22 protein-coding genes and 1 riboswitch are annotated in these 23,310 nt (G+C 73.6%); of the genes, 11 read left to right on the plus strand and 11 right to left on the minus strand.

The window, feature by feature from the left end:
* Nucleotides 1-91 precede the first annotated feature (91 nt).
* The 3 genes from ACFY3J_RS02745 to thiO form a co-directional block, all read right to left on the minus strand.
* Nucleotides 92-886: a thiazole synthase gene (locus ACFY3J_RS02745; protein WP_390840006.1), complete on the minus strand. Its 795-nt coding sequence runs from the start codon at nucleotides 884-886 to the stop codon at nucleotides 92-94.
* A 3-nt stretch (nucleotides 887-889) separates the two neighbouring features.
* Complete coding sequence (gene thiS / locus ACFY3J_RS02750) at nucleotides 890-1,090, minus strand: sulfur carrier protein ThiS (protein WP_225074304.1); 201 nt, start codon at nucleotides 1,088-1,090, stop codon at nucleotides 890-892.
* Nucleotides 1,087-2,253 (minus strand): glycine oxidase ThiO, encoded by a 1,167-nt coding sequence (gene thiO / locus ACFY3J_RS02755; RefSeq protein WP_384180190.1) that lies wholly within the window; start codon nucleotides 2,251-2,253, stop codon nucleotides 1,087-1,089. Before thiO ends, thiS begins: the two co-directional genes overlap by 4 nt.
* Nucleotides 2,250-2,362: riboswitch (TPP riboswitch) on the minus strand. Its footprint overlaps the gene before it by 4 nt.
* 218 nt (nucleotides 2,363-2,580) lie before the next feature.
* Between thiO and ACFY3J_RS02760 the strand changes: the two genes are divergently transcribed.
* The 5 genes from ACFY3J_RS02760 (at nucleotide 2,581) to ACFY3J_RS02780 (ending at nucleotide 7,182) form a co-directional block, all read left to right on the plus strand.
* Nucleotides 2,581-3,810, plus strand: a complete 1,230-nt coding sequence (locus ACFY3J_RS02760) for an NAD(P)/FAD-dependent oxidoreductase (RefSeq protein ID WP_384180192.1) — start codon at nucleotides 2,581-2,583, stop codon at nucleotides 3,808-3,810.
* A 66-nt stretch (nucleotides 3,811-3,876) separates the two neighbouring features.
* Entirely contained in the window at nucleotides 3,877-4,242 is a 366-nt protein-coding gene (locus ACFY3J_RS02765; protein WP_384180194.1) for an Rv2175c family DNA-binding protein, read from the plus strand.
* Nucleotides 4,243-4,384: 142 nt separating this feature from the next.
* Complete coding sequence (gene thiE, locus ACFY3J_RS02770) at nucleotides 4,385-5,095, plus strand: thiamine phosphate synthase (protein ID WP_390840008.1); 711 nt, start codon at nucleotides 4,385-4,387, stop codon at nucleotides 5,093-5,095.
* Between the two features lie 132 nt (nucleotides 5,096-5,227).
* Nucleotides 5,228-6,151 carry a methylenetetrahydrofolate reductase [NAD(P)H] gene (gene metF / locus ACFY3J_RS02775; protein ID WP_361409539.1) on the plus strand — a complete coding sequence of 308 codons (924 nt, stop codon included), beginning with the start codon at nucleotides 5,228-5,230 and terminating at the stop codon, nucleotides 6,149-6,151.
* Nucleotides 6,152-6,207: 56 nt separating this feature from the next.
* The gene (locus ACFY3J_RS02780) at nucleotides 6,208-7,182 is read left to right on the plus strand and encodes a hypothetical protein (protein ID WP_390840010.1); all 975 of its coding nucleotides are present in this window, start codon (nucleotides 6,208-6,210) and stop codon (nucleotides 7,180-7,182) included.
* A 12-nt stretch (nucleotides 7,183-7,194) separates the two neighbouring features.
* Here the strand turns inward: ACFY3J_RS02780 and ACFY3J_RS02785 are convergent, their stop codons facing one another.
* The 3 genes from ACFY3J_RS02785 to ACFY3J_RS02795 all read right to left on the minus strand — a co-directional run bounded on the left by ACFY3J_RS02785 (nucleotide 7,195) and on the right by ACFY3J_RS02795 (nucleotide 10,408).
* The gene (locus ACFY3J_RS02785; RefSeq protein ID WP_384180200.1) at nucleotides 7,195-8,691 is read right to left on the minus strand and encodes a phytoene desaturase family protein; all 1,497 of its coding nucleotides are present in this window, start codon (nucleotides 8,689-8,691) and stop codon (nucleotides 7,195-7,197) included.
* A gap of 78 nt (nucleotides 8,692-8,769) precedes the next feature.
* Complete coding sequence (locus tag ACFY3J_RS02790) at nucleotides 8,770-9,387, minus strand: DUF4126 domain-containing protein (protein WP_376547133.1); 618 nt, start codon at nucleotides 9,385-9,387, stop codon at nucleotides 8,770-8,772.
* Between the two features lie 391 nt (nucleotides 9,388-9,778).
* On the minus strand, nucleotides 9,779-10,408 hold the full coding sequence (locus ACFY3J_RS02795) for a TetR/AcrR family transcriptional regulator (protein ID WP_384180202.1): 630 nt from the start codon (nucleotides 10,406-10,408) through the stop codon (nucleotides 9,779-9,781).
* 212 nt (nucleotides 10,409-10,620) lie between these two features.
* Between ACFY3J_RS02795 and ACFY3J_RS02800 the strand changes: the two genes are divergently transcribed.
* From ACFY3J_RS02800 to ACFY3J_RS02810, 3 genes are all read left to right on the plus strand, one after another.
* A complete protein-coding gene (locus tag ACFY3J_RS02800) occupies nucleotides 10,621-11,223 on the plus strand; it encodes an SAV_6107 family HEPN domain-containing protein (RefSeq protein WP_384180204.1) in 603 nt (200 codons plus the stop codon).
* Nucleotides 11,224-11,442: 219 nt separating this feature from the next.
* Nucleotides 11,443-12,267, plus strand: a complete 825-nt coding sequence (locus ACFY3J_RS02805; protein ID WP_384180206.1) for a class I SAM-dependent methyltransferase — start codon at nucleotides 11,443-11,445, stop codon at nucleotides 12,265-12,267.
* Nucleotides 12,268-12,543: 276 nt separating this feature from the next.
* Nucleotides 12,544-12,939 (plus strand): DUF3040 domain-containing protein, encoded by a 396-nt coding sequence (locus tag ACFY3J_RS02810; protein ID WP_384180208.1) that lies wholly within the window; start codon nucleotides 12,544-12,546, stop codon nucleotides 12,937-12,939.
* Between the two features lie 148 nt (nucleotides 12,940-13,087).
* Here ACFY3J_RS02810 and ACFY3J_RS02815 read toward each other — a convergent pair whose 3' ends face one another.
* The 5 genes from ACFY3J_RS02815 to ACFY3J_RS02835 form a co-directional block, all read right to left on the minus strand.
* Nucleotides 13,088-15,511, minus strand: a complete 2,424-nt coding sequence (locus ACFY3J_RS02815) for a DUF3488 and DUF4129 domain-containing transglutaminase family protein (protein ID WP_384180211.1) — start codon at nucleotides 15,509-15,511, stop codon at nucleotides 13,088-13,090.
* Complete coding sequence (locus ACFY3J_RS02820; RefSeq protein ID WP_390840012.1) at nucleotides 15,508-15,687, minus strand: hypothetical protein; 180 nt, start codon at nucleotides 15,685-15,687, stop codon at nucleotides 15,508-15,510. Before ACFY3J_RS02820 ends, ACFY3J_RS02815 begins: the two co-directional genes overlap by 4 nt.
* Nucleotides 15,684-17,057, minus strand: coding sequence for a DUF58 domain-containing protein (locus ACFY3J_RS02825; RefSeq protein ID WP_384180213.1), 1,374 nt, complete (start codon nucleotides 17,055-17,057; stop codon nucleotides 15,684-15,686). Before ACFY3J_RS02825 ends, ACFY3J_RS02820 begins: the two co-directional genes overlap by 4 nt.
* Entirely contained in the window at nucleotides 17,057-18,130 is a 1,074-nt protein-coding gene (locus ACFY3J_RS02830; RefSeq protein WP_384180215.1) for an AAA family ATPase, read from the minus strand. The genes ACFY3J_RS02825 and ACFY3J_RS02830 overlap by 1 nt, the downstream gene beginning before the upstream one ends.
* A gap of 270 nt (nucleotides 18,131-18,400) precedes the next feature.
* Complete coding sequence (locus ACFY3J_RS02835) at nucleotides 18,401-18,949, minus strand: beta-class carbonic anhydrase (protein ID WP_384180217.1); 549 nt, start codon at nucleotides 18,947-18,949, stop codon at nucleotides 18,401-18,403.
* Nucleotides 18,950-19,370: 421 nt separating this feature from the next.
* Between ACFY3J_RS02835 and rsmH the strand changes: the two genes are divergently transcribed.
* From rsmH to ACFY3J_RS02850, 3 genes are all read left to right on the plus strand, one after another.
* A complete protein-coding gene (gene rsmH, locus ACFY3J_RS02840) occupies nucleotides 19,371-20,327 on the plus strand; it encodes a 16S rRNA (cytosine(1402)-N(4))-methyltransferase RsmH (protein ID WP_384180219.1) in 957 nt (318 codons plus the stop codon).
* A gap of 13 nt (nucleotides 20,328-20,340) precedes the next feature.
* The gene (locus ACFY3J_RS02845) at nucleotides 20,341-20,910 is read left to right on the plus strand and encodes a septum formation initiator family protein (RefSeq protein ID WP_390840016.1); all 570 of its coding nucleotides are present in this window, start codon (nucleotides 20,341-20,343) and stop codon (nucleotides 20,908-20,910) included.
* A gap of 430 nt (nucleotides 20,911-21,340) precedes the next feature.
* The gene (locus ACFY3J_RS02850; protein ID WP_384180222.1) at nucleotides 21,341-23,290 is read left to right on the plus strand and encodes a peptidoglycan D,D-transpeptidase FtsI family protein; all 1,950 of its coding nucleotides are present in this window, start codon (nucleotides 21,341-21,343) and stop codon (nucleotides 23,288-23,290) included.
* Nucleotides 23,291-23,310 lie beyond the last annotated feature (20 nt).

Here is a 23,310-nt window from a genome sequence, read left to right on the forward strand (position 1 = left end):
GAGCTACAGACACTACTCGCGGTCTGGACCGGCACCTGTCCGACCTGCCACCGCGACATACCAGCACCAATACGGACCTGACCAAGCCCTACTAGAACGCGGGCCGCTCCGGGTCCAGTCTGGCCAGGCCCTCCGCCGGGGACGACGCCTGAGCGAAGTGCCGCTTGGGGATCCGCCCGGCCAGCCGGGCCAGCCGCCCCGCCTCGACGGCGGACCGCATCGCCGCGGCCATCATCACGGGCTCCTGCGCCCGCGTCACCGCCGAGGCGAGCATCACCCCGGCACACCCCAGCTCCATGGCCAGCGCCGCGTCCGAGGCCGTACCGGCGCCGGCGTCCAGAATCACCGGCACGCGCGCGTGCTCCACGATCAGCTGGAAGTTGTGCGGGTTGCGGATGCCGAGCCCGGACCCGATGGGCGAGCCCAGGGGCATGATCGCGGCGCAGCCCACGTCCTCCAGCTTCCGCGCCAGCACCGGATCGTCGTTCGTGTACGGCAGCACCGTGAACCCGTCGTCGACCAGCGTCTCCGCCGCGTCCAGCAGCTCGATCGGGTCCGGCAGCAGCGTGCGCTCGTCGGCGACGACCTCCAGCTTGACGAGGTCCGTGCCCAGCGCCTCCCGCGCCAGCCGGGCGGTGAGCACCGCCTCACCCGCGGTGAAGCAGCCCGCGGTGTTGGGCAGCACCCGGATCCCGAGCGACTCCAGCACCGACAGCACGGAGCCGCGCACCGAGGGGTCCACCCGCCGCATGGCGACCGTGGTCAGCTCCGTGCCGGAGGCTGTGAGCGCCCGCTCCAGTACCTCCAGGCTGGGCGCGCCGCCGGTGCCCATGATCAGCCGGGAGGTGAAGGACGTACCACCGAGGACGAAGGGATCGTCGGCCATGGCTCAGCCTCCCTGGACGGCGGTCAGCACTTCGACGCGGTCGCCCTCGGCCAGGGCCGTGGACGACCACCGCGCGCGCGGGACGACGGTCTCGTTGAGGGCGGCGGCCACCCCGGAGGGCGCCGCGCTCAGGGTCCGCACGACGGTGTCGAGGGACGTGCCGGGCGTGACCCGGCGGGGCTCGCCGTTGACGGAGATGTTCATACGGGCCGCTCCGTGAGTGCCGTGGTGTGAAAACGCCTGGGGGAGAAGGGACGGACCTCGTCCGGCAGCTCGCCGGTGGTCAGGACGTGCGCCATGGCGTCACCGGTGACCGGCGTGAGCAGCACGCCGTTGCGGAAGTGCCCGGTGGCCAGCAGCAGGCCGTCCAGCCCGGTCGGGCCGAGCAGCGGCGCGTTGTCGGGGGAGCCGGGCCGGAGTCCCGCCCGGGTCTCCGTGAGCGGCAGCTCGGTGATCCCGGGCACCAGCTCGTGCGCGTCGCGCAGCAGCTCGTACACGCCGCCCGCCGTCACCGTCGTGTCCCAGCCCAGCTCCTCGCTCGTGGCCCCGACGACCAGCTCGCCGCTGAGCCGCGGCACCAGGTAGACCTGGCTGCCGCGCACCACGGCGCGCACGGTACGGCTCAGGAACGGCGCGTACCGCTTCGGTACCGTCAGCCGCAGCACCTGCCCCTTCACCGGCCGCACCGGCGGCAGCACGTCGTCCGGGACGCCCCCGAGCCGTCCGCTGTGGCTGCCCGCCGCGAGCACCACGCGGTCCGCGGCCGGCGCGGTGCCGTCGCGCAGCACACAGCCCGTGGCGCGGTCGCGGGCGACGGTGAGCCGCTCGGCCCACCCGCGGTGGAAGACCACGCCCGCCCGCTCGCAGGCCGTGACCAGGGCGCCGGCGAGCCGCCGCGGGTCGATCTGGTGGTCGCCGTCCACCCTCAGCCCGCCGCGGACGCCCGGCGCGAGCATCGGTTCGAGCCGGCGGCACTCCCGCCCGGACAGCCACTCGGAGTCCAGGCCCGAACGGCGTTGAAGGTCGTGCAGTTCCCGCAGGTGGGCGCGGTCGTCGGCGTCCAGTGCGACGGCGAGGGTGCCGCAGCGGCGGTAGCCGAGGTCGTGGCCGGTCAGCCCGGTCAGCTCGGCCACGAAGTCCGGGTAGCGGCGGGCGGAGGCCAGGTTGAGTCCGAGCAGGGTCTGCTCGCCGTAGTGCAGTTCGGTGACGGCGGCCAGCATCCCGGCGGCCACCTGTGCGGCCCCGCCGCCCGGCTCGGGGTCCACCACGGCCGTGGTGAACCCGCGCTGCGCCGAGCGCCAGGCCGTCACCAGCCCGATGATCCCGCCCCCCACGACGAGGACGTCTGATGTACGTGGCAACGACATGGGCGTCCAGCTCCTCCCTTCGCCGGCATGACCCGGATCAGGTTCGTACGGTCGGAGGCCGCCAGCCTCCCTCTCAGCCCGGTGCGTCCGGGCTCCCGCGAGTGCTTGTACGGTGGCCACCCTAGCCCGCGGAGCGTCGCCCCAGTAAGGGAGCCTTCCGTCCGGGCCGAGTACGCCGGGTACGCCGAGTACGCGGAGACGGGACGTCGTACGAGGCCATCCGGCGGGTACCAGGGGAGACGACCGGCTCGACTTCCGGTACGGCCGGCCCAAGCGGGACGGAACGCCCCCTGACTGACGGCCTGTCAGTTGACTTATGGTGATCAGGTGAGCGACCAGACGCAGGAACAGGGCACATCAGGGCCGCGGCGCGTGGTCGTCGCGGGCGCGGGCATGGCCGGCGTGCAGACCGCGGTCGCCCTGCGCGAGCAGGGCTTCACCGGCACCGTGACACTGATCGGCGCCGAACCCCACCAGCCCTACGACCGGCCGCCGCTGTCCAAGGCCGTCCTGCTGGGCAAGGCCGAGGGTTCCGCCTTCGACATCGACTTCGAGGCGCTCGACCTCGAACTGAGGCTCGGCTGCGAGGCGCTGGCCGTGCGGCCCGACGCGCATGTGCTGGAGACCTCGGCCGGTCCGGTGCCGTACGACGTCCTCGTCCTGGCCACCGGTGCCGAACCGATTCGGCTGCCCGGCGCGGAGGGCGTTCCCGGGGTCCACCTGCTGCGCACCCTGGACGACGCCGAACGGCTGCGGCCGGTGCTCACCGAGCAGCACGACATCGTGGTCGTCGGCGCGGGCTGGATCGGCGCCGAGTTCGCCACCGCCGCGCGCGAGGCGGGCTGCGCCGTGACCGTCGTGGAGGCCGCGGACCGGCCGCTCGCGGGGGCGCTGCCCGCGGAGGTGGCCGAGCCGATGACCGCCTGGTACGCCGACAGCGGCGCCGAACTGCGTACCCACGCGCGCGTGGAGCGCGTCGAACCCGGCGCGGTGGTGCTCGACGACGGCGCGCGGCTGCCCGCGGGCGCCGTCGTGGTCGGCATCGGCGCGCGCCCCGCCACCGGCTGGCTGGCCGGCTCCGGCATCGAGCTGGGCCGGCACGGGGACGTGCTGGCCGACGACCACCTGCGCACGTCCGTGCCGGACGTGTACGCGGTCGGCGACTGCGCCTCCTTCCCCTCGGGCAGGTACGGCGAGCGCCTGCTGATCCACCACTGGGACAACGCGCTCCAGGGCCCGCGCACGGTCGCGGCCGACATCGTCGGCCTCACCCCCGTGGTCTACGACCCGGTCCCGTACTTCTGGTCCGAGCAGTTCGGGCGCTTCGTGCAGTACGCCGGTCACCACACGTCGGCCGACACCGTCGTCTGGCGCGGCGATCGCACCGGACCGGCGTGGACGGTCTGCTGGCTCCGCGAGGGCCGGCTCGTCGCTCTGCTGGCCGTCGGCCGACCGCGGGATCTGGCGCAGGGGCGGCGGCTGATCGAGTCCGGCACGCCCATGGATCCGCGGCTGCTGGCGGACCCGGCGAAGCCCCTGAAGACGGCGACGGCATGAGGCACGCGGCCCCGAGTGGACGGGCCTGGCTTCCGAGTGGCAGTGGCAGATGGCACGCTTGTTTCCGTGACCGAGATTGACACGAAGATCGACGCTCTCGTCCCTGCCTGGCTCACCCTTCCCGACATCGCCGAACAGCTCGGCGTCGAGGTGACACGTGTGCGGCAACTGGTCAAGGAGGGCCAGCTCATCGCCGTACGCAGGGGTGAGAACCGCGCGCTGCACGTCCCCGCCGCCTTCATCGACGGCGACAAGGTCGTCAAGGGCCTGTCCGGCACCCTGACGCTCCTGAGGGACGACGGCTTCACGGCCGAAGAGATGATCGAATGGCTGTTCACCCCCGACCCGACCCTGCCGGGCACCCCCGCCCAGGCCCTCAATGAGAACCGCGGCACAGAGGTGAAGCGCCGCGCCCAGGCCCTCGCCGTCTGACCCGGCCACCCGCCTGCGCACCCGGCCCCGGCTCCCCCCGCCGGGGCCTCGGTGTCCACGTCGGCCCGGCGGGCGCGGCGGGTAGGGTCCGTCCGAGTGGTCGGACGAGCCACCCAACCGACGAGCCGGGGGGAACCCGCGTATGCCTGAGACCGCTGCCGTAGCCGACGCCCGTGTCCGGCTCGGTGACGCGCGCCTGTATCTGTGCACGGACGCCCGGAGGCGGCAGGGGGACCTGGCCGAGTTCCTGGACGCGGTGCTGGCGGCGGGCGTCGACGTCGTGCAGTTGCGGGACAAGGGCATGGAGGCCGGGGAGGAGCTGGACCGGCTGGAGGTGTTCGCCGACGCCTGTGCCCGGCACGGGAAGCTGCTCGCGGTCAACGACCGCGCGGACGTCGCCCACGCGGCCCGTGCCGATGTGCTGCACCTGGGGCAGGGGGACCTCCCCGTGCCGGCCGCCCGCGCGATCCTCGGCGACAACGTCCTGATCGGCCGGTCCACGCACGCCGAGGACGAGGCCGCCGCCGCGGCCGTGCAGGACGGCGTGGACTACTTCTGCACCGGACCCTGCTGGCCCACGCCCACCAAGCCCGGCCGCTCCGCCCCCGGCCTCGACCTGGTCCGGTACACGGCCTCGCTCGGCACCGACCGGCCCTGGTTCGCCATCGGCGGCATCGACCTCGGCAACCTGGACCAGGTCCTGGAGGCCGGCGCCCGCCGTGTCGTCGTGGTCCGGGCGATCACCGAGGCCGACGATCCCGGAGCGGCGGCGGCCGAGTTCGCCGCGCGGCTGCGGCAGGCGGGGCAGGGCGTGGCGCGACACGGCCGGGCGGAGCGTCCGGTCGTCTCATAACTCGGACGGCCGACCCGGCCCGACCCGGTCATTTCCGGCCCCGCTGTCCGAAGGGTGGACAAGAAACCGGCAATTCAGGCAAATTTCCAGGGCTCGGTTGGGAGACCGCCGCGCCCTGGATAGCCTGCCAGTATGGCCCTCGGAACCGCATCCACCAGGACTGATCGCGCGCGCACCGTGCGTGACATGCTCGCCACCGGCAAGAGCACGTACTCCTTCGAGTTCTGGGCGCCGAAGACGGCGAAGGGCGAGCGCAGCCTGTGGAACGCGCTGCGCAGGATCGAGGCCGTCGCCCCCGACTTCGTCTCGGTGACGTACGGCGCCGGCGGCTCCACCCGCGCGGGCACGGTGAGGGCGACCGAGCAGATCGTGTCCGACACCACGCTCACCCCTGTGGCGCACCTCACTGCCGTCAACCACTCCGTGGCCGAGCTGCGCAACATCATCGGCCAGTACGCCGACGCCGGGATCCGCAACATGCTCGCCGTGCGCGGCGACCCGCCCGGCGACCCGATGGGCGAGTGGGTCCCGCACCCCCGCGGACTGACGTACGCGGCCGAACTCGTCCGGCTCATCAAGGAGTCGGGCGACTTCTGCGTCGGCGTGGCGGCCTTCCCCGAGATGCACCCCCGCTCCGCCGACTGGGACACCGACGTCGCGCACTTCGTCGACAAGTGCCGCGCGGGCGCCGACTACGCGATCACGCAGATGTTCTTCGATCCGGAGTCGTACCTCCGCCTGCGCGACCGCGTCGCCGCGGCCGGTTGCGCGACACCCGTCATTCCCGAGATCATGCCGGTCACGAGCGTGAAGATGCTCGAGCGACTGCCCCAACTCAGCAACGCCGCAATCCCGGACGACCTCAAAGAGCGGATCCGCGCGGCGGAGGACGATCCGGCGGCGGTACGCTCCCTTGGGATCGAGTTCGCCACCGAGTTCTGCGCGCGACTGCAGGCCGAGGGAGTGCCCGGGCTGCACTTCATCACGCTCAACAACTCCACGGCGACGCTGGAAATCTACGAAAACCTGGGTCTGCACCACCGGCCGCGGACCTAGACCGGCCGCACCCGCGTACGACACACTGCGTAGCGGCCACTGGGAGAGGGGCGTACATGGGCTGGACGGTCCTCTACATCGCGTTCGGCATTGTCGCGCTGTGGCTGCTGGGCGAGGTGCTGCTGCAGTACAAGGCACGGTTGCGCTGGCGGCTGCTGGCCTTCGCCGGCTTCCTCTGTGTCGTCCTCGGGGTCCTGATCCCGTCCGTCGTCGTGATCGGTCTGGGCGCGGCCGCCTTCGCGGTCGGCCAGACCTACGTCACGCTGTCCTTCCGGCGCGGCTTCGCGGCGGGCTGGGCGGTCAACCGTCCCGGCGCCGAGGGCGGCAAGCCGCGCCGCCGCGGCAAGGCCGAGTACCAGGACCCGACCCTGGAGGTCTCCGACCTCGAGGTGTCCGACGGCGAGACCGGCACCATGGAGGCCCTGCCCAGCCGCGACGGCCTGTCCTACGGCCATGGCGACGACGACCGCGACGACGTCTTCACCCCCGCCCGCCCCACCCAGCCCGCGGCCGCCGAGGCCACCGCGGTGTACGAGCCGCAGCCTCTGCCCGACGACACCGGTTCCTACGGCGTCTACGGCGACTCGGCCCACCGGGGCGGCACGCAGCCCTACCCGGCCGACCAGACCCAGGACCAGTACGCCACCGCGGCCCAGGGCGCCGACCAGAGCCACACGTACGACTACTCCGGCTACGGGCAGCAGGGTTACGGCTACGACGCCTCCGGCCAGCAGCAGTACGCCGCCTACTCCGACCCGTACGCCGGCACCCAGACCTACGGCGGCGACTCCTACGACACCGGCTACGGCGGCCAGCAGGGGTACGGCCAGCAGGGCTACGGCACCCAGGACGCCTACGCCGGCGGCTACGGCGGTGAGACCCCGGCCGGCGGGGTATGGGTCCCGCAGCAGCGCACCGACGAGTCCTACGGCGGCGAACTCCCGCAGGAGCAGCAGTCCTACCCGTACCAGGACAACAACCACGGCCAGCCGCAGCACGGCACGGGCTTCGACGAGCAGTACCGTTTCTGAACGCTCCCCGGCTCACTGGGAGCCGCGGAACTCCGGTCCCTCCACGATCAGTCCGGCCACCAGGGCCCCCGACATCCCGGCGTGCGGCAGCCCGCCCCCGGGGTGCGACCAGCCGCCCACGGTGAACAGGCCGGCGAGTCCCGTGGTGTTCGCCGGGTGCAGCAGGCGCCCCCGGGCGGCCGCGAGCGCCGGCGCGGGGACGGCCCCGCCCTCCGCGCCCGTCACCCGGGCGATGTCGGCAGGGGTACGCACCTCGTGCCAGAGCAGGCGGTCGCGGAGGCCGGGTATCGCCCGCGAGGCGACGGCGATCATGCGGTCGGCCTGCTTCTGCGGATCCGCCGAGGCGGACGCCGGGACCGTCGCCGTGAGCGTGACCGCCTCGTGCTCCGGGTCCGGGACCAGCGCAGGATCGTCGGGGCGCGACACCGCGACCGTCGGCCGCTCGGGCAACCCGGGGGCCGTACCGAACAGCGCGTCGAGTTCGGACGCGCGGTCCTCGGTGTGCACCACGGTCCGGTGGGCCGTCCCCTCGGGGCGGCCGCCGCGCAGCGCCAGCAGCACGGTCAGGCGGCTGGGCGCACCGGGCTGCGGCGGCACCTCGTCCGCATCCCGCAGGGCCGTACCCCGGACCATGCCCTCCAGAGCCCGGGGAGGCACTCCGGCGACCACGAACTCCGCTTCGGCCACGGTCCCGTCGGCGAGCCCCACGCCCGCCGCCCGGCCGTCCTTGTCGACGATCCCCGTGACCTCGGCGTCGAGGACGAACTCGACCCGGCGGGCCAGACACCGCTCGTACACCGCGCGCGCCAGTTCGCGCAGACCGCCGCGCACGTACCAGGTGCCGAAGGCGTGGTCCAGGTACGGCAGTACGGCCGCGCTCGCCGGGGCGGTCCGCGGATCGAGGCCGTACGCGAGCGCGTGGCTCTCCAGGAGGGCGGCGAGGCGCGTGTCGCGCAGTTCCCAGGCACCTACCTCGGCGAGCGTGCCGGCCTGCCGGGTGCGCAGCAGGCGCTTGTGCGGCACCGCCGGGTAGGGCTCGCGCTCGGCCAGCACCTGCCAGTTGGGCCACAGCGGCTCCTCCAGGAGCGGGCGGCGGGCGCGGTCCCAGGCCTCGCGGGCCCGCACCAGGAAGTCGCCCCAGCGCCGTCCGGCGCCCGCGCCGAGGGCTTCGTCCAGAGCGGCGACGACGCCCGCGCGCGAGACGTTCGGCAGGGACACCTCGGTGCCGTCGGCGAAGACGTGCCGTGCGGACGGGTCCACCTGGACCAGCTCGACGCCGTCCTCCAGCGGCTCCTTGCCGGTCTTGAGGAACAGATCGCGGTAGACCGCGGGCAGCGGGAGCAGCCCGGGGCCGGTGTCGAAGGCGAAACCGTCCCGCTCGAAACGGCGCAGCGCGCCGCCGTACGTCTCCGTACGCTCGTACACCGTCACCCGGTGGCCCGCGACGGCCAGCCGGGCGGCGGCCGCCATCGCGCCCATCCCGGCGCCGATCACCGCAATCCGTGCCATGTGCGCGACTTTATCGGCCGCCACCGACAATCCCGGTCACGGGGGCGTTGACCAGCGGTTTCCCGGACCATCGCGCGGTCAGCCCGGCGGTGACCCCGCCTCGGCCGCGAGCCGGCGCTTCTCCTCCCGGCGCTGGGCCCGGCGGCGCAGGAAGCGGCGGATCCGGGAGACCAGGAAGGCGACGATCACGGCCCCGGCGAGCAGCAGGACGCCCGCGACGACCGCCGCGGCCACCGGATGGAAGATCGCGAAGGTGACGAGTCCGGCCACTCCGAGGTCCTCGGCCAGGCTCACGACCATGTTGCTCACGGGCTCGGGGGAGGTGTTGACCGCCATCCGCGTCCCGGCCTTCACCAAATGGCTGGCCAGCGCCGTACCGCCGCCGACCAGGCCCGCCGTGACGTCCGACAGCGAGCCGCTCTGCCCCGCGAGCAGCGCGCCGACCCAGGCCCCGGCGACCGGGCGGATCACGGTGTGCGCCGTGTCCCACACCGAGTCCACGTAGGGGATCTTGTCGGCGACCGCCTCCAGAAGGAACAGCACGCCCGCCGCGATCAGCACCTCCGGCCGCTGCAGGGTGCCCGGGACGTCGTCGCTCAGTCCCGTCGCGCCGAACACACCGAGCAGCAGCACCACCGCGTACGCGTTGATGCCGCTGGCCCAGCCGCTTGTGAACACCATGGGGAGTACGGACACGGAGGCGATCGTAACCAGTGGGCCGCCCGGCGTCCTGGGGGCGGGCACGCAGGACTGAGTATCCGTACCTAGCAAGCGAGATGAGTACGCGCGCGGATGGGCCGCGAACCGCGTGAACGAGAGAGTGGGAGCACGGAAGGGGGCACGGCGCCGGCACCGCCGACACGGGGCGGCGGAACGGCGCGGCCCTCGACCGCTCCTTCCGCCGGCCAGGGCCGCCGGGAGCGAGGCACGGGGGAGCCCGGGGGAAACGACCGGACGGGGCTCGACGGGGGTACGGGAAACGCCGGTGCGCGGTGGCCCGCCGGTGCGCGGTGGCCCGCGGGGGACGCGGCCACGGCGCACCGGCGTTTTCGGGTGCCCGGCCCGAGCGCGCCCGGCGGCCGCGGCATCAGAGGCGCCCGCTGACCCGTCCCTGGAGGAGCCGGGACAGCGCCGCGTGCACGTCGTCCAGGGAACGCTGGGGCTGGAAGGACTTCCAGTCCAGCGCGGCCACCAGCACCATGCCGACCAGCGCGGCCGCGGTCAGCGGCACGTCGACGTCCTCGCTGAACTCCCCGTTCGCCATGCCGTCGCGCAGTACGCCCTCGACGACCGCGACCGCCTCCTGCCGCACCACCAGGAGCGTGGACTGCCAGGACCGGTTGGTGCGCCACAGCTCGGCCACGTAGAGCTGGGTGAAGGCCGGGTAGCGGTCGATGAAGACGAGCCCGGCGCGGACCATGGCGTCCAGGGCGTCCACCCGGTTGCCGCCCTCCCGCGCCGTCCGTTCGGCCGCCTCGCGCAGGGAGGCGGTGAGCAGCCCCACGCCGTGCCGCAGCAGCTCCTCGAAGAGGACGGACTTGCTGGCGAAGTTGTAGTAGACCGTGCCCTTGGCGACCCCCGCCCGCTCGGCGATCTCGTCCACCGTGGTGGCGGAGAACCCCTGCTCGGCGATGAGGGTGACGGCCGCCTCGTAGAGCTTCTGCCGGGTGGCCTCGCGGCGGGTACGGCCGCCCGGCGTGGCGCTGCTGCGTTCCATGGCCCTGATTGTCACAGGTCGGCACCTTCCGCAGGACGCGGAAGGGGAGGCCGGCGACGCGTTCGCGGGGCCGCGCCCCGCAATCCGCCGACTCCGCGCCACCGAACGTACGGGCGAAGCAAAATCCCAGGTCAGAAGGGATTGTCAGTGCCATACCTCACGATGGGCACATAAGGCACCCGTGCCGTCACCCAGACGACAGGAGGTTCGTCATGGCCAACTCGTCCGCAGCCGCCGCCCGGCGGCACCGCGCCACCGGCCCTGCCCCCTCACTGACCGGCCCGGCGAGCGACGTGCACCCCGTCCTGCGCCGCTCCTCGGCCCCTCCCGCCGCCCTCGGCCTGCTCGCCCAGGCCCGCGCGAGCCTGGAGGAGGCCACCACCCACCGCACCCCGAACGAGCGGTACGCGACGGCCCACCTCGCCGCGCTGCGCACCGCCGCCGCCGTACTCGCCGCGCGGGGGCGCCCGGACCCCACCCCGCGCCGCCGCGCCCGCATCAGGAGCGCCTGGGAAGTGCTCCCCGAGATCGCGCCCGAACTCGCCGAGTGGAGCGCGCTGTTCGCCGCGGGCGCCGCGCGCCGCGCCCGTGCCGAGGCCGGGATCCGGGGCGCGACCGGCCAGCGGGACGCCGACGACCTGATACGGGACGTGGCGATGTTCATCCGCCTGGTCGAACGCATGCTCCTCCTCCAGCCGGTCCTGCCCCAGCCCCGCGCCGACACCGACCCCCCGACCGGGGCGGGCGAACCAACCGGAGCGAACCCCTCCCACCCCGAGCGCACCCCGTCCCGCGACCTGCCGGACGCGGGCTGACACGCACGGCGCGCGCCCGTACGGCAGTTGCCGCCCCGGCGAACGGCCACGGCGGGGTGGCGACTGCGGCGGCGGCGGAGCCGAGCGGCAGGTCGGGGGGTGGAGGCAATAGGGTGGAAGGCGCCTGAAGCCCTTCCAGTTCCCGTGCGCCGGGCGGGGAGGGGCAGTCCGATCGCTCCGCCGTGCAAGAGGCGGTGCCGCGCCGAGGAGTCAACTGCCGTGTCGGACCCGATGCGCCCGCCCGTCTCCCACCCCCCTCAGTCGCCGTCGCCGCGCTCCGACCCCCCTCGCCCCCGCGCTTCTCTCCGTACCGCCGTGGTCTGGGAGGTCCTGCACGACGCCCTCGACCGCCGGGTCAAGGCCACGGGCCGGGAGTCCCTGGACGTCCTCGACACCGGCGGCGGCAGCGGCAACTTCGCCGTGCCCGCCGCCCGGCTCGGCCACCGGGTCACCGTCGTCGACCCCAGCCCCAACGCGCTGTTCGCGCTGGAGCGCCGTGCCGCCGAGGCCGGCGTGGCCGACCGGGTGCGGGGCGTCCAGGGCGACGCCCGCGGCCTCTTCGACGTGGTCGAGCGCGGCGGCTACGACGCCGTGCTGTGCCACGGCGTCCTGGAGTACGTCGACGATCCCGCCGAGGGCGTGCGCAACGCGGTGGCCGCCCTGCGCGCCGAGGGCGTCCTGAGCGTGCTCGCCGCCGGCCTCGGCGGCGCCGTGCTCGCACGCGCTCTGGCCGGGCACTTCAAGGAGGCCCGGCAGGCGCTCGACGACCCCGACGGGCGTTGGGGCGAGGGCGACCCGGTGCCGCGCCGCTTCACCGCCGAGCAGCTGACCGCGCTCGTCGAGGGCGCGGGCCTGCGGGTCGGCGCCGTGCACGGGGTGCGGATCTTCGCCGACCTGGTGCCCGGCGTGCTCGTGGACACCGAGCCCGGAGCGCTGGACGCCCTGCTGAAGCTGGAGGCGGCGGCGGCGGAACGGCCCGCGTTCCACTCCGTGGCCACGCAGCTCCACGTACTCGGTGAGACCCGGGGTGCGGCGGAGGACTGAGCCGCTTCGCGGGGCGGGCCGCCGACCGGCCCTTCGGCCGGGGATGCAGTCCGCCACAGGCCGCCCGGTCGGCCGCTTCGCGCCGTATGATCGAGGGAGACCGTCCGGCATGACGGCCCGCCCGCCGGGGAATGGAAGCCTCAGCGGACCGGGACGACATGGCGGATTCCGGTTGGCCAATTGGCGCAGAGGGGCGGGTTTCACGGGGGCGATTCCCTGCCTATCCTGAAGGGACCCCCCGAGTCGCCCCGGCGACTGCACGATGAGGAGGACTCCGTGCCGCTCTCGGAGCACGAGCAGCGCATGCTCGAGCAGATGGAGCGAGCGCTGTACGCCGAAGATCCCAAGTTCGCGTCGGCGCTCGAGGGAAGCGGGCTGCGTACGTACACCCGGCGGCGGGTCTACCAGGCGGTCGTGGGCTTCCTCGTAGGTATCGCGCTCCTCATGGCAGGAATGGTCGTCCAGAAGCTCATCTGGGTCAGTGTGGTGGGCTTCCTGGTCATGCTGGGCTGCGCCGTACTGGTCGTGACCGGCTGGCGCAAGGCGCCCAAGCCGGGCGAGCAGGCCGCCGGCGGCCCGCAGGCCCGCCGTCAGGCCCGTGCGAAGCGTTCCATGATGGACCGCATCGAGGAGCGCTGGCAGCGCCGCCGCGACGAGCAGGGCGGCCGGTAGCCAGCCGAGCACCACAGTTCTGCACGAGGGGGTGACCACCAGCGGTGGTCACCCCCTCACGCATGTCCGGGAGCCGCCACGGGCGCCGGGCGCCTCAGCCGGGACCCCAGCCGGCCGGAGCCCCGGCCGGAGACCTCGGCAGGGCCCCTCAGCCGGAGGCCTCGGCCCCGTCCCCCGAGTCCTGCTGCTCCGACGGCCGGCGCAGCGTCGTCCGGGCGGCGGCGACACGGGCACTGACACGGGACCCGAGCGCGTTCCACCGGGCCGACGCCGCCCAGACCACGCGCACCATGGAGCGCGGGGCGAGCGCGGCCCGCAGCCTGGTGCGCCGGGACGACGTGTCCCGCAGGCCACCGGCGACCCGCCGGACGTCCTCGGCGAGCCCCGCCACCGGACGCGGGCGCGGCGCGTAGAGGACCTGCTCCACCGCGTCCGCCAGCCGGTGCGCCGAGGCGGCGGCCACCTCGTCGAGGTGCCCGAGGCGGATGATCCGGGCGGCCGCCTTGCGCGGGGTCTGCGACTCGTCCGGCAGGATCCCGAAGTCCCAGGCGGTGTCGCCCAGTTCCTGCCAGACCGCCAGGATGTGCGGCCCCGCGTCCGCCTCGCCGCGCCCGTGCGCGCCCAGCCGCACGGCACGCATCCGCCGGCGCCACAGCAGCGGCGACAGCGGCAGGGCGAGGACCAGCAGGCCGCCCAGCGTCCACCCCAGGACGGCGTACCACCTCGGGCCGCCGTCGCCCTGGAGCTGCACGGCCTGCGCGGAGGGGCCGCCGCACTCCTGGAGCCGCCGCAGCTCCGGCGGGCAGCTCTGGTTCGCCGACGTCGTGGCGGAGGGCGCCGTGCTCGCGTCCTGGGACGGCGCCGTCTGCTCCGGCAGGCTGGTGCCCGGAGTGTCCGACTGGGTGTACGCCGGCACCGAGCCGCGCGTCGGGGTCGGCTCGAAGCGGGTCCAGCCGACGCCCTCGAAGTACAGCTCGGGCCAGGCGTGCGCGTCCTTCAGGCCCACCGCCACGGTTCCGTCGCTCTGCGCGGTGCCGGGCGCGAAGCCCACCGCGACCCGGGCCGGTATGCCCAGGGTGCGGGCCATGGCGGCCATCGCGAAGGAGTAGTGCACGCAGAAGCCGCGCTTGTCCTTCAGGAACCGCGAGATGGCCTGCGGTCCGCTGCCCGCCTCGACCTGCGTGTCGTACTGGAAGCCGCCGTCGAGGGTGAACCAGTCCTGGAGCTCGACCGCCTGCTCGTAGTGGTTCGTCGCGCCCTCGGTGACCCGGCGGGCGGTGCTCGCGACGTCCGCCGGCAGCGACTTGGGCACTTTGGTGTACTCGCGCTCCAGTGCCGCCGACGGTTCCGGCGCCGTGGCGAGCTGCTCGACGGTCGGCCGCACCTGAAGGCTCTTCACCTCGTAGGTCAGCCCGCGCGTGGTCTGCTTGTGGTCGCCGACGAGGGTCATGCCCACGGGCTCGTAGCGCCAACTGCCCTTGATCCGCACGCCGCTCGGCGGGTACGGCATCGGCAGCCAGTCCTGGACGTACCAGTCCGCCGCCGAGATCGTCGTGGTGATCTCCGTGCGCTTGACGCCGCCGTCCAGGCCCAGTGGGGCGGGCAGCGGGTCGGGCACGCCGACGATGTGCCGCTGGGACGGCTTCCAGGTGGTGCCGTCGAAGTCGTCCAGGGACACGATCCGCAGGTACAGGTTCGAGGTGTCGGACGTGTCCGTGCGCAGCGTGATGACCGTGCGGTCCTCGTCGACGTTCAGGCTGTCGCGCAGCGACACCAGCGGGTTCACCGCGGAGATCGTGCCGCCGTTGCCGCTGCCCGAGCCGACCCCGGCTCCGGTGGCGCCGAGCAGCCCGCCCTGCATCGCCGGCAGGGCGAGCGGCACCACCAGGGCGATGCCGAGGGCGAGGGCGCCGATCCGGCGCCCGGTGCGCACCGGAGCGGTCGCGCCGCCCTGCTCGCCGCCCCCCGCGCGCGGTGCCCCGGAGAACACCCGCCCCCACTGCGAGAGCCGGTCCCGGCCCTCGGCCAGCAGCAGTATCAGGTAGCCGGCGGCCGCGATCAGGAACCACCACCAGCCGGTGCCGCCGTCGGACAGGCCCGCGGCCACGGAGTACACGGCGAGCAGCGGCAGGCCCGCCGGGGCCGCGCTGCGGAAGGTCACCGCGAGCGTGTCAACGATCAGCCCGATCACCAGGACGCCGCCGACGAGCATCAGGCGGATGCCGTCGGTCTGCGGCGCCGGGATGGCGTACCGCCCGACGTCGTCCGCGCCCTCCCGCAGCAGTTCGGCCAGGTGCCGGAAGGCCTCCGGGCCCGGGAACAGCCCGGCGAAGGCCTGCCCCCGGGCGAAGACCAGAGTGAGCAGCATCAGCGTGGCCAGGGCCTGTGCCGCCACGGTCAGCGGTCGCGCGAGCGGCACCCGTCGGGCCACCGCGCCGACCCCCGACTGCACCGCCAGCATCAGGACGGCCTGGAGGATCCACGAGGCGGGGGAGACCAGCGGCAGCAGCGCGCACGACGCCGCCAACGTCGCCGCCGCCGCACACAGCGTCAACCGCGTCCGCCCGCTCATACCCACCCCTCCCCGACGCCGGTGCCGCTCGTGGGTGCGTCGTGCTGGTTCTGGCACTGGTTCGGGGTTGCCCGGTCCGTCACGTCGTTCATGGTCATCGCGCGGCTGCCGCTCGTGGGTGCGTCGTGCTGGTTCTGGCACTGGTTCGGGGTTGCCCGGTCCGTCACGTCGATCATGCCCATCCCCCGCCCGGCCCCGTCCCGCCGGCCGCGCCCGCGCTGGTGCGCTCCTGGTCCGCGCGGCGCCACAGGTCGTCCAGCCCGGCGCCCCGGGGCACCGGCACGGCGGTCCAGCCCGCGTCGCGCAGCAGCCGGAGGCGGTCGTCGGTCTGGGACGCGGGTCCCGGTACGTCGCCCGGTTCCCTGACCCAGGTCTCGCTGTCCAGGACGAAGGCGACCGCGCCGCCGCTGCGCTGCCGCATCTTGGCCGCGACCCCGGCCTGCGCCTCGTCGAGGTCGCCGAGGAAGGCCACCAGCAGTCCCTCGTTGCCGCCGCGCAGCACGTCGTAGGCGCGGGACAGGCCCGCCCCGTCGGAGTGGTCGATCACGGCGAGGGTGTCCATCATCAGTCCGGCCGCGTCCGCCGACTCCTGGCTGGCGCCCGCGAACCCGTCGCCGCCCTCGCCGGGCACGGAGTTGCCGGTGTCGGTCAGCAGCCGTACCGAGAAGCCCCGCTCCAGCATGTGCACCAGGACCGACGCGGCGCCGGACACGGCCCACTCGAAGGCCGAGTCGGGGCCCGCGCCCCGGTAGGCGAGCGTCCGGGTGTCGAGGAGCACCGTGCAGCGGGCGCGCTGCGGCTGCTCCTCGCGGCGCACCATCAGCTCGCCGTAGCGCGCGGTGGACCGCCAGTGCACACGGCGCAGATCGTCGCCGTAGCGGTACCCGCGCGGGATGACGTCGTCCTCGCCGGCCAGTGCCAGTGAGCGCTGCCGCCCGTCGCCGTACCCCTTGGCCTCCCCGCTCAGGCGCACCGGCGACAGCGGCTCCACCCGAGGGATCACGGTCAGGGTGTCGTGGGCCGAGAAGGAACGGGTCAGTTCGCACATCCCGAAGGGGTCGGTCAGCCGCAGTTGCAGCGGGCCCAGCGGATACCGTCCGCGCAGGTCGGAGCGGACCCGGTAGGACACCTCACGGCGGCCGCCCGGCTCGACCCGGTCGAGCACGAAACGCGGCCGCGGTCCGAGCACGTACGGCACCCGGTCCTGGAGCATCAGCAGGCCGGTGGGCAGCCGTGAGACGTTGTCCATCCGCAGATGCACCCGGGCCTCGCTGCCGGCGGGCACGCGCGCGGGGGAGAGTCGGCGGCTGCCGGCGACCCGGTAGCGCGTGCGGAAGAGCACCGTGGCGCACACCAGCGGCAGCGCCGCCAGCAGCAGCCCGACCCGCAGCAGGTCGCTCTGGCCGAGGACGTAGGCGCAGATCGCGGCGGCGATTCCGGCGGCCAGGAAGGAGCGCCCGCGGGTGGTCAGACCGGCCAGCGCGGTGCGGACGCCGCCCCGCTCCCTGCGGTCGTCGTCCGCGTGCGCCGTCCCCGCGTCGGACATCACAGGCTCCGCGGCGGCTGCTGGCCGTACGCGAGCGCGCCGCGGCCCAGGCCGAAGCCGCCGGACTGCTGGGGCGCCGCGGGCACCGGGGTGCGCTGGAGGATCTCCTGGACGACCTGCTCGGCGGTGCGGCGGTTGAGCTGGGCCTGGGCGGTGGGCAGCAGCCGGTGGGCCAGGACGGCCACGGCCAGCGCCTGCAGATCGTCCGGCAGCGCGTAATCCCGGCCGCTCAGCGCGGCGGACGCCTTCGCCGCGCGCAGCAGGTGCAGCGTCGCGCGCGGCGAGGCGCCGAGTCTGAGGTCGGGATGGGTGCGGGTGGCGGAGACCAGGTCCACCGCGTATCGCCGCACCGTCTCGGCGACGTGCACCCCGCGCACGGCCTCGATCAGTTTCACGATCTCGTGCGCGTGCGCCACCGGCTGGAGGTCGTCCAGCGGGCTCACCCCGCCGTGCACGTCCAGCATCTGCAACTCGGCGTCCGGGCTCGGGTAGCCGATGGACACCCGGGCCATGAAGCGGTCGCGCTGAGCCTCGGGCAGCGGATAGGTGCCCTCCATCTCGACCGGGTTCTGGGTGGCCACCACCATGAACGGCGAGGGCAGTTCGTAGGTCTGCCCGTCGATGGTGACCTGCCGCTCCTCCAGGGACTCCAGCAGCGCCGACTGGGTCTTGGGCGAGGCCCGGTTGATCTCGTCGCCGATCACGATCTGCGCGAAGATGGCGCCCGGCTTGAACTCGAAGTCCCGGCGCTGCTGGTCCCAGATGGACACGCCCGTGATGTCCGACGGCAGCAGGTCGGGCGTGAACTGGATACGCCGCACCGAACAGTCGATGGACCGCGCCAGCGCCTTGGCGAGCATCGTCTTGCCCACCCCGGGAACGTCCTCGATCAGAAGATGCCCCTCGGCGAGCAGCACGGTCAGCGAAAGCCGTACGACCTCGGGCTTGCCCTCGATCACTTCTTCCACCGAACGGCGGACCCGCTCCACCGTGGCGGTCAGATCGCCCCCCACTCTCGGCTCCGCTCGAGCGGGGGCACCCCCATGGCTCGCTCGATCGTCATAGGTCGTCACCCGGCGGCCCTCCTCGGCCCTCCCCCACGCTCGTCGGCGAGCGGGGGATACCCCAACTTTCCAGGCCGACGCTCCGCTGTGCGGACCGGCCCACCCCGAATCAGGCACCACGCGTGAAACGTTCCGCGTGAGGCCACCCCCGCATTCTTGCCGCCGTTACCGATTCGTGTCACTCGCCTGTGGACAACTGGCCGCGATATGTCGGGTCTTGCGGCTTTCGCTGGTGACGGAGGCATGCCGCGCACCGGACTCCCGGCGCGCGTGCGGTGGTCAGGCGGGGTCGATCTCGCGCAGCCGGCCCGTCCTGACGTCGAAGACGAAACCGCGCACGTCGTCGGTGTGCACCAGGAACGGCGAGGTGCGCACGCGCTGCATCGACTGCCGCACGTCCTGGTCGACGTCCCGGAAGGCCTCCACGGCCCAGGCCGGACGCTGCCCGACCTCCATCTCCAGCTCGTGCCGGAACTCCTCGGTGATGGACTCCAGGCCGCAGTTGGTGTGGTGGATCAGCACGACGCTGCGGGTGCCCAGGGCCCGCTGGCTGATGGTGAGCGAGCGGATGACGTCGTCGGTGACCACACCGCCCGCGTTGCGGATGGTGTGGCAGTCGCCGAGTTCCAGGCCGAGCGCGGCGTGCAGGTCGAGACGGGCGTCCATGCAGGCCACGACGGCGACCCTCAGTACGGGCCGGGCGTCCATCCCCGGATCGGTGAACGCGGCGGCGTACTGCTGGTTGGCCTCCGCGAGACGGTCGGTGACGGTGCCACGCCGGTCTATGGCGCCCTCGGACCCGGCGGGAACTGATGCAGAAGTCGTCATACCCATGACGTTAGTGGGCGCCCGGGCCCGGGTCCTGTTGTGAGACGGTACAAAGAACCCCGTCATGGCTTGTTGTGAGGCACCCCACACGTAGGGTGTACCCACACCCGTACGAGTGAATTTCGCTCTTGCCGTGCGGCCGCTACTCCGTCGGGCGACGCGCAGGCCGGTTGATTGACCGCAAGACAGGGTGCACTAAAGTGACGCGAAGCGGGAGGCGTGGCTCTTCCTGCTGGACTGCATTCCCGACAGGCCCCGGCCTACGCGCCGGCGGTCTCCCCACGTGCGCGGCGCGTACGTACGGCTCGGCCTCCTCCCGCTTCCGGTCGGCTGACGCTTCCGGCGCCGGCAGGCCCTTTTCTTTCCTGAGCGGTCGGGGACCCGGCGGTGCGTGCGGGACGCGCCGGACTGAGAGGGCTCCTTGAGCGACAGCCGACACGTCCCCGTGATGCTCCAGCGGTGCCTGGATCTGCTGGCGCCCGCCCTGGAGCGGCCGGGAGCGGTGGTCGTCGACTGCACCCTCGGCCTCGGCGGACACAGCGAGGCGCTGCTCACCCGCTTCCCCGAGGCACGGCTGGTGGCCCTCGACCGCGACAAGGAGGCCCTGCGCCTGTCCGGCGAGCGCCTGGCGCCCTTCGGCGACCGGGCCACCCTGGTGCACGCCGTCTACGACGAGCTGCCCGACGTGCTCGACCGGCTGGGCGTCCCGCGCGTGCGGGGCGTCCTGTTCGACCTCGGGGTGTCCTCGATGCAGCTCGACGAGGCCGACCGCGGCTTCGCCTACGCCCAGGACGCCCCCCTGGACATGCGCATGGACCAGAGCACCGGGATGAGCGCCGCCGAGGTCCTCAACACCTACCCGCCCGGCGAGCTGGTCCGCATCCTGCGGGCGTACGGCGAGGAGAAGCAGGCCAAGCGGATCGTGGCCGCCGTCGTGCGCGAGCGCGACAAGGAGCCGTTCACCAACAGCGCCCGGCTGGTGGAGCTGATCCGCGACGCGCTGCCGCAGGCCGCCAAGCGCACCGGCGGCAATCCGGCCAAGCGCACCTTCCAGGCGCTGCGGATCGAGGTCAACGGCGAGCTCGCCGTGCTGGAGCGGGCGATCCCGGCCGCGGTGAAGGCGCTGGAGGTCGGCGGGCGGATCGCCGTGCTGTCGTACCACTCCCTCGAGGACCGCCTGGTCAAGCAGGTGTTCGCGGCCGGTGCCGCGTCGAGTGCGCCCCCCGGGCTTCCGGTCGTGCCCGAGCGCTACCAGCCCCGGCTCAAGCTGCTCACCCGCGGTGCCGAACTTCCGACCGAGGAAGAGATCGCCGAGAACCGGCGGGCGGCGCCGGCGCGGCTGCGCGGCGCCGAGCGCGTCAGGGAGGACGCCGAGTGAGGCAGGGGGACCAGTGAGCAGGAAACCCGAGCTGAGGGGCCGTGCCGCCCGGCTCGCCCGGCTCTTCCCGGCCGGCCGGGGCCAGGCCGCCCGCACCCCGTTCGTCCTCCTCGTCGTGCTCCTGCTCGGCGGCGGCCTCATCGGGCTGCTGCTGCTGAACTCCGCCCTGAGCGAAGGCGCGTTCCAGCGGGAGGCACTCCAGAAGGACGCCAAGAACCTCACCGACGAGGAGCAGGCCCTCCAGCGGGACATCGACTTCTACTCCGCCCCGGACGCCCTCCAGCGCCGCGCCCGGCAACTGGGCATGGTGCCCGGCGGCGACCCGGCCTTCCTGGGAGCCGACGGGACCGTCAAGGGCGTTCCCTCGGCCGCCACCGCGCCGCCCCCCGCGCAGGAGACGCCGCTCTCGCTCCTGCCGCCCGAGGCGCTCGCCCCCTCGCCGTCCGCCACGGACGGCACCGCCCCGGCAACCGCGGACCTGGCACCGCCACCCGCCCAGGGCCCCGCCCCGACCACGGAGAACATCACCCCGGCCCTCCCGGCCGCACCTTCACCCGCCCCGACCCCGACCCCCGGCAGGTGACGGACGTGTCCGACCGCGAACCACCGCGCCGTCCGGTCCCCGGGCTGTCCCGGGCTGACGTGCTCGACAGGGAACCACCGCGTCGCCGGGCGCCTGGCCTGTCCGGGTCTGCTGGGCCGGGGGTGCGGTCGTGCTCGGTTTCCGGGGGTGTCGTGGCCGGCGCCCCGGTCGGCGTCGCTGTGTCCAGGTGCGATCCGACCTGGACTCTTGGCAGGTTGGCGGGCGTGTCCGACCGCGAACCACCGCGCCGTCCGGTCCCCGGGCTGTCCCGGGCTGACGTGCTCGACAGGGAACCTCCGCGTCGCCGGGTGTCTGGCCTGTCCGGGTCTGCTGGGCCGGGGGTGCGGTCGTGCTCGGTTTCCGGCGGCGCCCCGGTCGGCGTCGCTGTGTTCCGGTTCGCTTCGATCTCGACTTTCGGCAGGTGACGGACGTGTCCGACAGGGAACCGCCGCGTCGCCGGGTGCCCGGACCCGCCAGGCAGGCGCGTCCGGCCGCGCGGCAGCGGCCCGGCCCCGGGGCCCGGCCGGCCCGCCGCCCGGCCCCGGCCCGGCCCCAGGCCGCGCGCATCCGGCTCGGCAGCCCCCGCCCCCGGTTGCGGCTGGTCGCCCTCGCGCTGACCCTGGTGCTGCTCGTCTTCGCCGCACGGCTGTTGCAGGTACAGGCCGTCGACGCGAGCGCGTACGCCGCCAAGGCCGAGGAGAACCGGTACGTGGTGCACACCCTGGCCGCCGAGCGGGGCCGCATCACCGACCGCAACGGCGTCGACCTGGCGACCAGCGTGGACGCCGACGACATCACCGCCGACCCCACCATGTTCAGCCGCGACCAGCTGCACATCGGCGACGGCCCCGAGCAGGCGGCCGCTCTGCTCGCCCCGATCCTCGGCCAGGACCAGGCGGCCCTCACCGCGAAGCTCCGCACGCCGAACACCCGCTACGTGCTGCTCGCCCGGCGCGAGACCCCGCAGGTCTGGAAGCAGATCAAGGACCTGAAGACGGCCCTGGCGAAGAAGGCCCAGAAGGACAAGACCACCGTCAACGTGCTCGCCGGCGTCTTCTCCGACCCCAGCAGCAAGCGGGTCTACCCCAACAGCGGCCTCGCCGCCGGGATACTGGGCTGGGTCAACGCCGACGGCAAGGGCGGGGGCGGCATCGAGCAACAGCTGAACGAGCAGCTGGCCGGCAAGCCCGGCAAGATCCGCTACGCCCAGTCCGGCGGCCGCGAGGTGCCCACCGCGGGCTCCACCGAGACGCGCGCGGTGCCCGGCTCCGACACCGAGCTCACCATCGACCGCGACATCCAGTGGGCCGCCCAGAACGCCATCACCGAGCAGGTGGCGAAGTCCGGGGCGGACCGCGGCTACGTCATCGTGCAGGACACCCGCACCGGCGAGATCCTCGCCATGGCCAACTCCCCGGGCTTCGACCCGGGCGACCTGTCCCACGCCGACCCGGCCGCGCTGGGCAACGCCGCCGTCCAGGACGCCTACGAGCCCGGCTCCACCGCCAAGGTCATGTCCATGGCCGCCGTATTGGAGGAGAACGCGGCGACGCCGCTCACCCACGTCGTCGTGCCCAACCGGCTGCACCGCGGCGACCGGCTCTTCCAGGACGACGTCGACCACGACACCTGGTACCTCACGCTGAACGGCGTGCTCGCCAAGTCCAGCAACATCGGCACCATCCTGGCCACCGGCCAGCTCGGCAAGACCCAGCCGGAGGCCAACAAGGTCCTCTACTCCTACCTGCGCAAGTTCGGCATCGGCGAGCCGACCGGACTCGGCTTCCCCGGCGAGACCCGGGGCATCCTCGCACCCCCCGACAAGTGGTCCACCTCGCAGCAGTACACGATTCCTTTCGGCCAGGGCTTCTCCATCAACGCCGTGCAGGCGGCCTCCGTCTACTCCACGATCGCCAACGGCGGAGTGCGCGTGCAGCCGACGCTGGTGCGCGGGACCAAGGGGGCCGACGGCCGCTTCGCACCGGCCGACAAGCCGGAGAGCACGCGGGTCGTGAGCGCGAAGACGGCGAAGACGCTCGCGCACATGCTGGAGTCCGTGGTCGACGACGAGCAGGGCACCGGTGCCAAGGCGCGCATCCCCGGCTACCGCGTGGCGGGCAAGACCGGCACGGCCAACCGTGTGGATCCGGACACCGGCAGATACCGTGGCTACACCTCCTCCTTCGCCGGGTTCGCGCCCGCCGACAACCCCCGCGTCACCGTCTACTGCGCGATCCAGAACGCCACCAAGGGCAGCTACTTCGGCGGCCAGATCTGCGGCCCGATCTACAAGGAGGTCATGGAGTTCGCGTTGAAGACGCTCCAGGTGCCGCCGACCGGTGCGCAGGCCGCGAACCTGCCCGTCGACTTCAAGCCGTGACCGGAACAGAACGACCAGGA

The sequence above is a fragment of the Streptomyces sp. NPDC001231 genome (assembly GCF_042896885.1).
GTDB lineage: Bacteria > Actinomycetota > Actinomycetes > Streptomycetales > Streptomycetaceae > Streptomyces.

What these genes read in the sequence shown, in the direction of transcription:
- ACFY3J_RS02745 (WP_390840006.1), bottom strand. Translation starts at nt 886, where the DNA reads ATGGCCGACGATCCCTTCGTCCTCGGTGGTACGTCCTTCACCTCCCGG.
- thiS (WP_225074304.1), bottom strand. Translation starts at nt 1,090, where the DNA reads ATGAACATCTCCGTCAACGGCGAGCCCCGCCGGGTCACGCCCGGCACG.
- thiO (WP_384180190.1), bottom strand. Translation starts at nt 2,253, where the DNA reads ATGTCGTTGCCACGTACATCAGACGTCCTCGTCGTGGGGGGCGGGATC.
- thiE (WP_390840008.1), top strand. Translation starts at nt 4,385, where the DNA reads ATGCCTGAGACCGCTGCCGTAGCCGACGCCCGTGTCCGGCTCGGTGAC.
- metF (WP_361409539.1), top strand. Translation starts at nt 5,228, where the DNA reads ATGGCCCTCGGAACCGCATCCACCAGGACTGATCGCGCGCGCACCGTG.
- ACFY3J_RS02780 (WP_390840010.1), top strand. Translation starts at nt 6,208, where the DNA reads ATGGGCTGGACGGTCCTCTACATCGCGTTCGGCATTGTCGCGCTGTGG.
- ACFY3J_RS02785 (WP_384180200.1), bottom strand. Translation starts at nt 8,691, where the DNA reads ATGGCACGGATTGCGGTGATCGGCGCCGGGATGGGCGCGATGGCGGCC.
- ACFY3J_RS02795 (WP_384180202.1), bottom strand. Translation starts at nt 10,408, where the DNA reads ATGGAACGCAGCAGCGCCACGCCGGGCGGCCGTACCCGCCGCGAGGCC.
- ACFY3J_RS02800 (WP_384180204.1), top strand. Translation starts at nt 10,621, where the DNA reads ATGGCCAACTCGTCCGCAGCCGCCGCCCGGCGGCACCGCGCCACCGGC.
- ACFY3J_RS02815 (WP_384180211.1), bottom strand. Translation starts at nt 15,511, where the DNA reads ATGAGCGGGCGGACGCGGTTGACGCTGTGTGCGGCGGCGGCGACGTTG.
- ACFY3J_RS02820 (WP_390840012.1), bottom strand. Translation starts at nt 15,687, where the DNA reads ATGATCGACGTGACGGACCGGGCAACCCCGAACCAGTGCCAGAACCAG.
- ACFY3J_RS02825 (WP_384180213.1), bottom strand. Translation starts at nt 17,057, where the DNA reads ATGTCCGACGCGGGGACGGCGCACGCGGACGACGACCGCAGGGAGCGG.
- ACFY3J_RS02835 (WP_384180217.1), bottom strand. Translation starts at nt 18,949, where the DNA reads ATGACGACTTCTGCATCAGTTCCCGCCGGGTCCGAGGGCGCCATAGAC.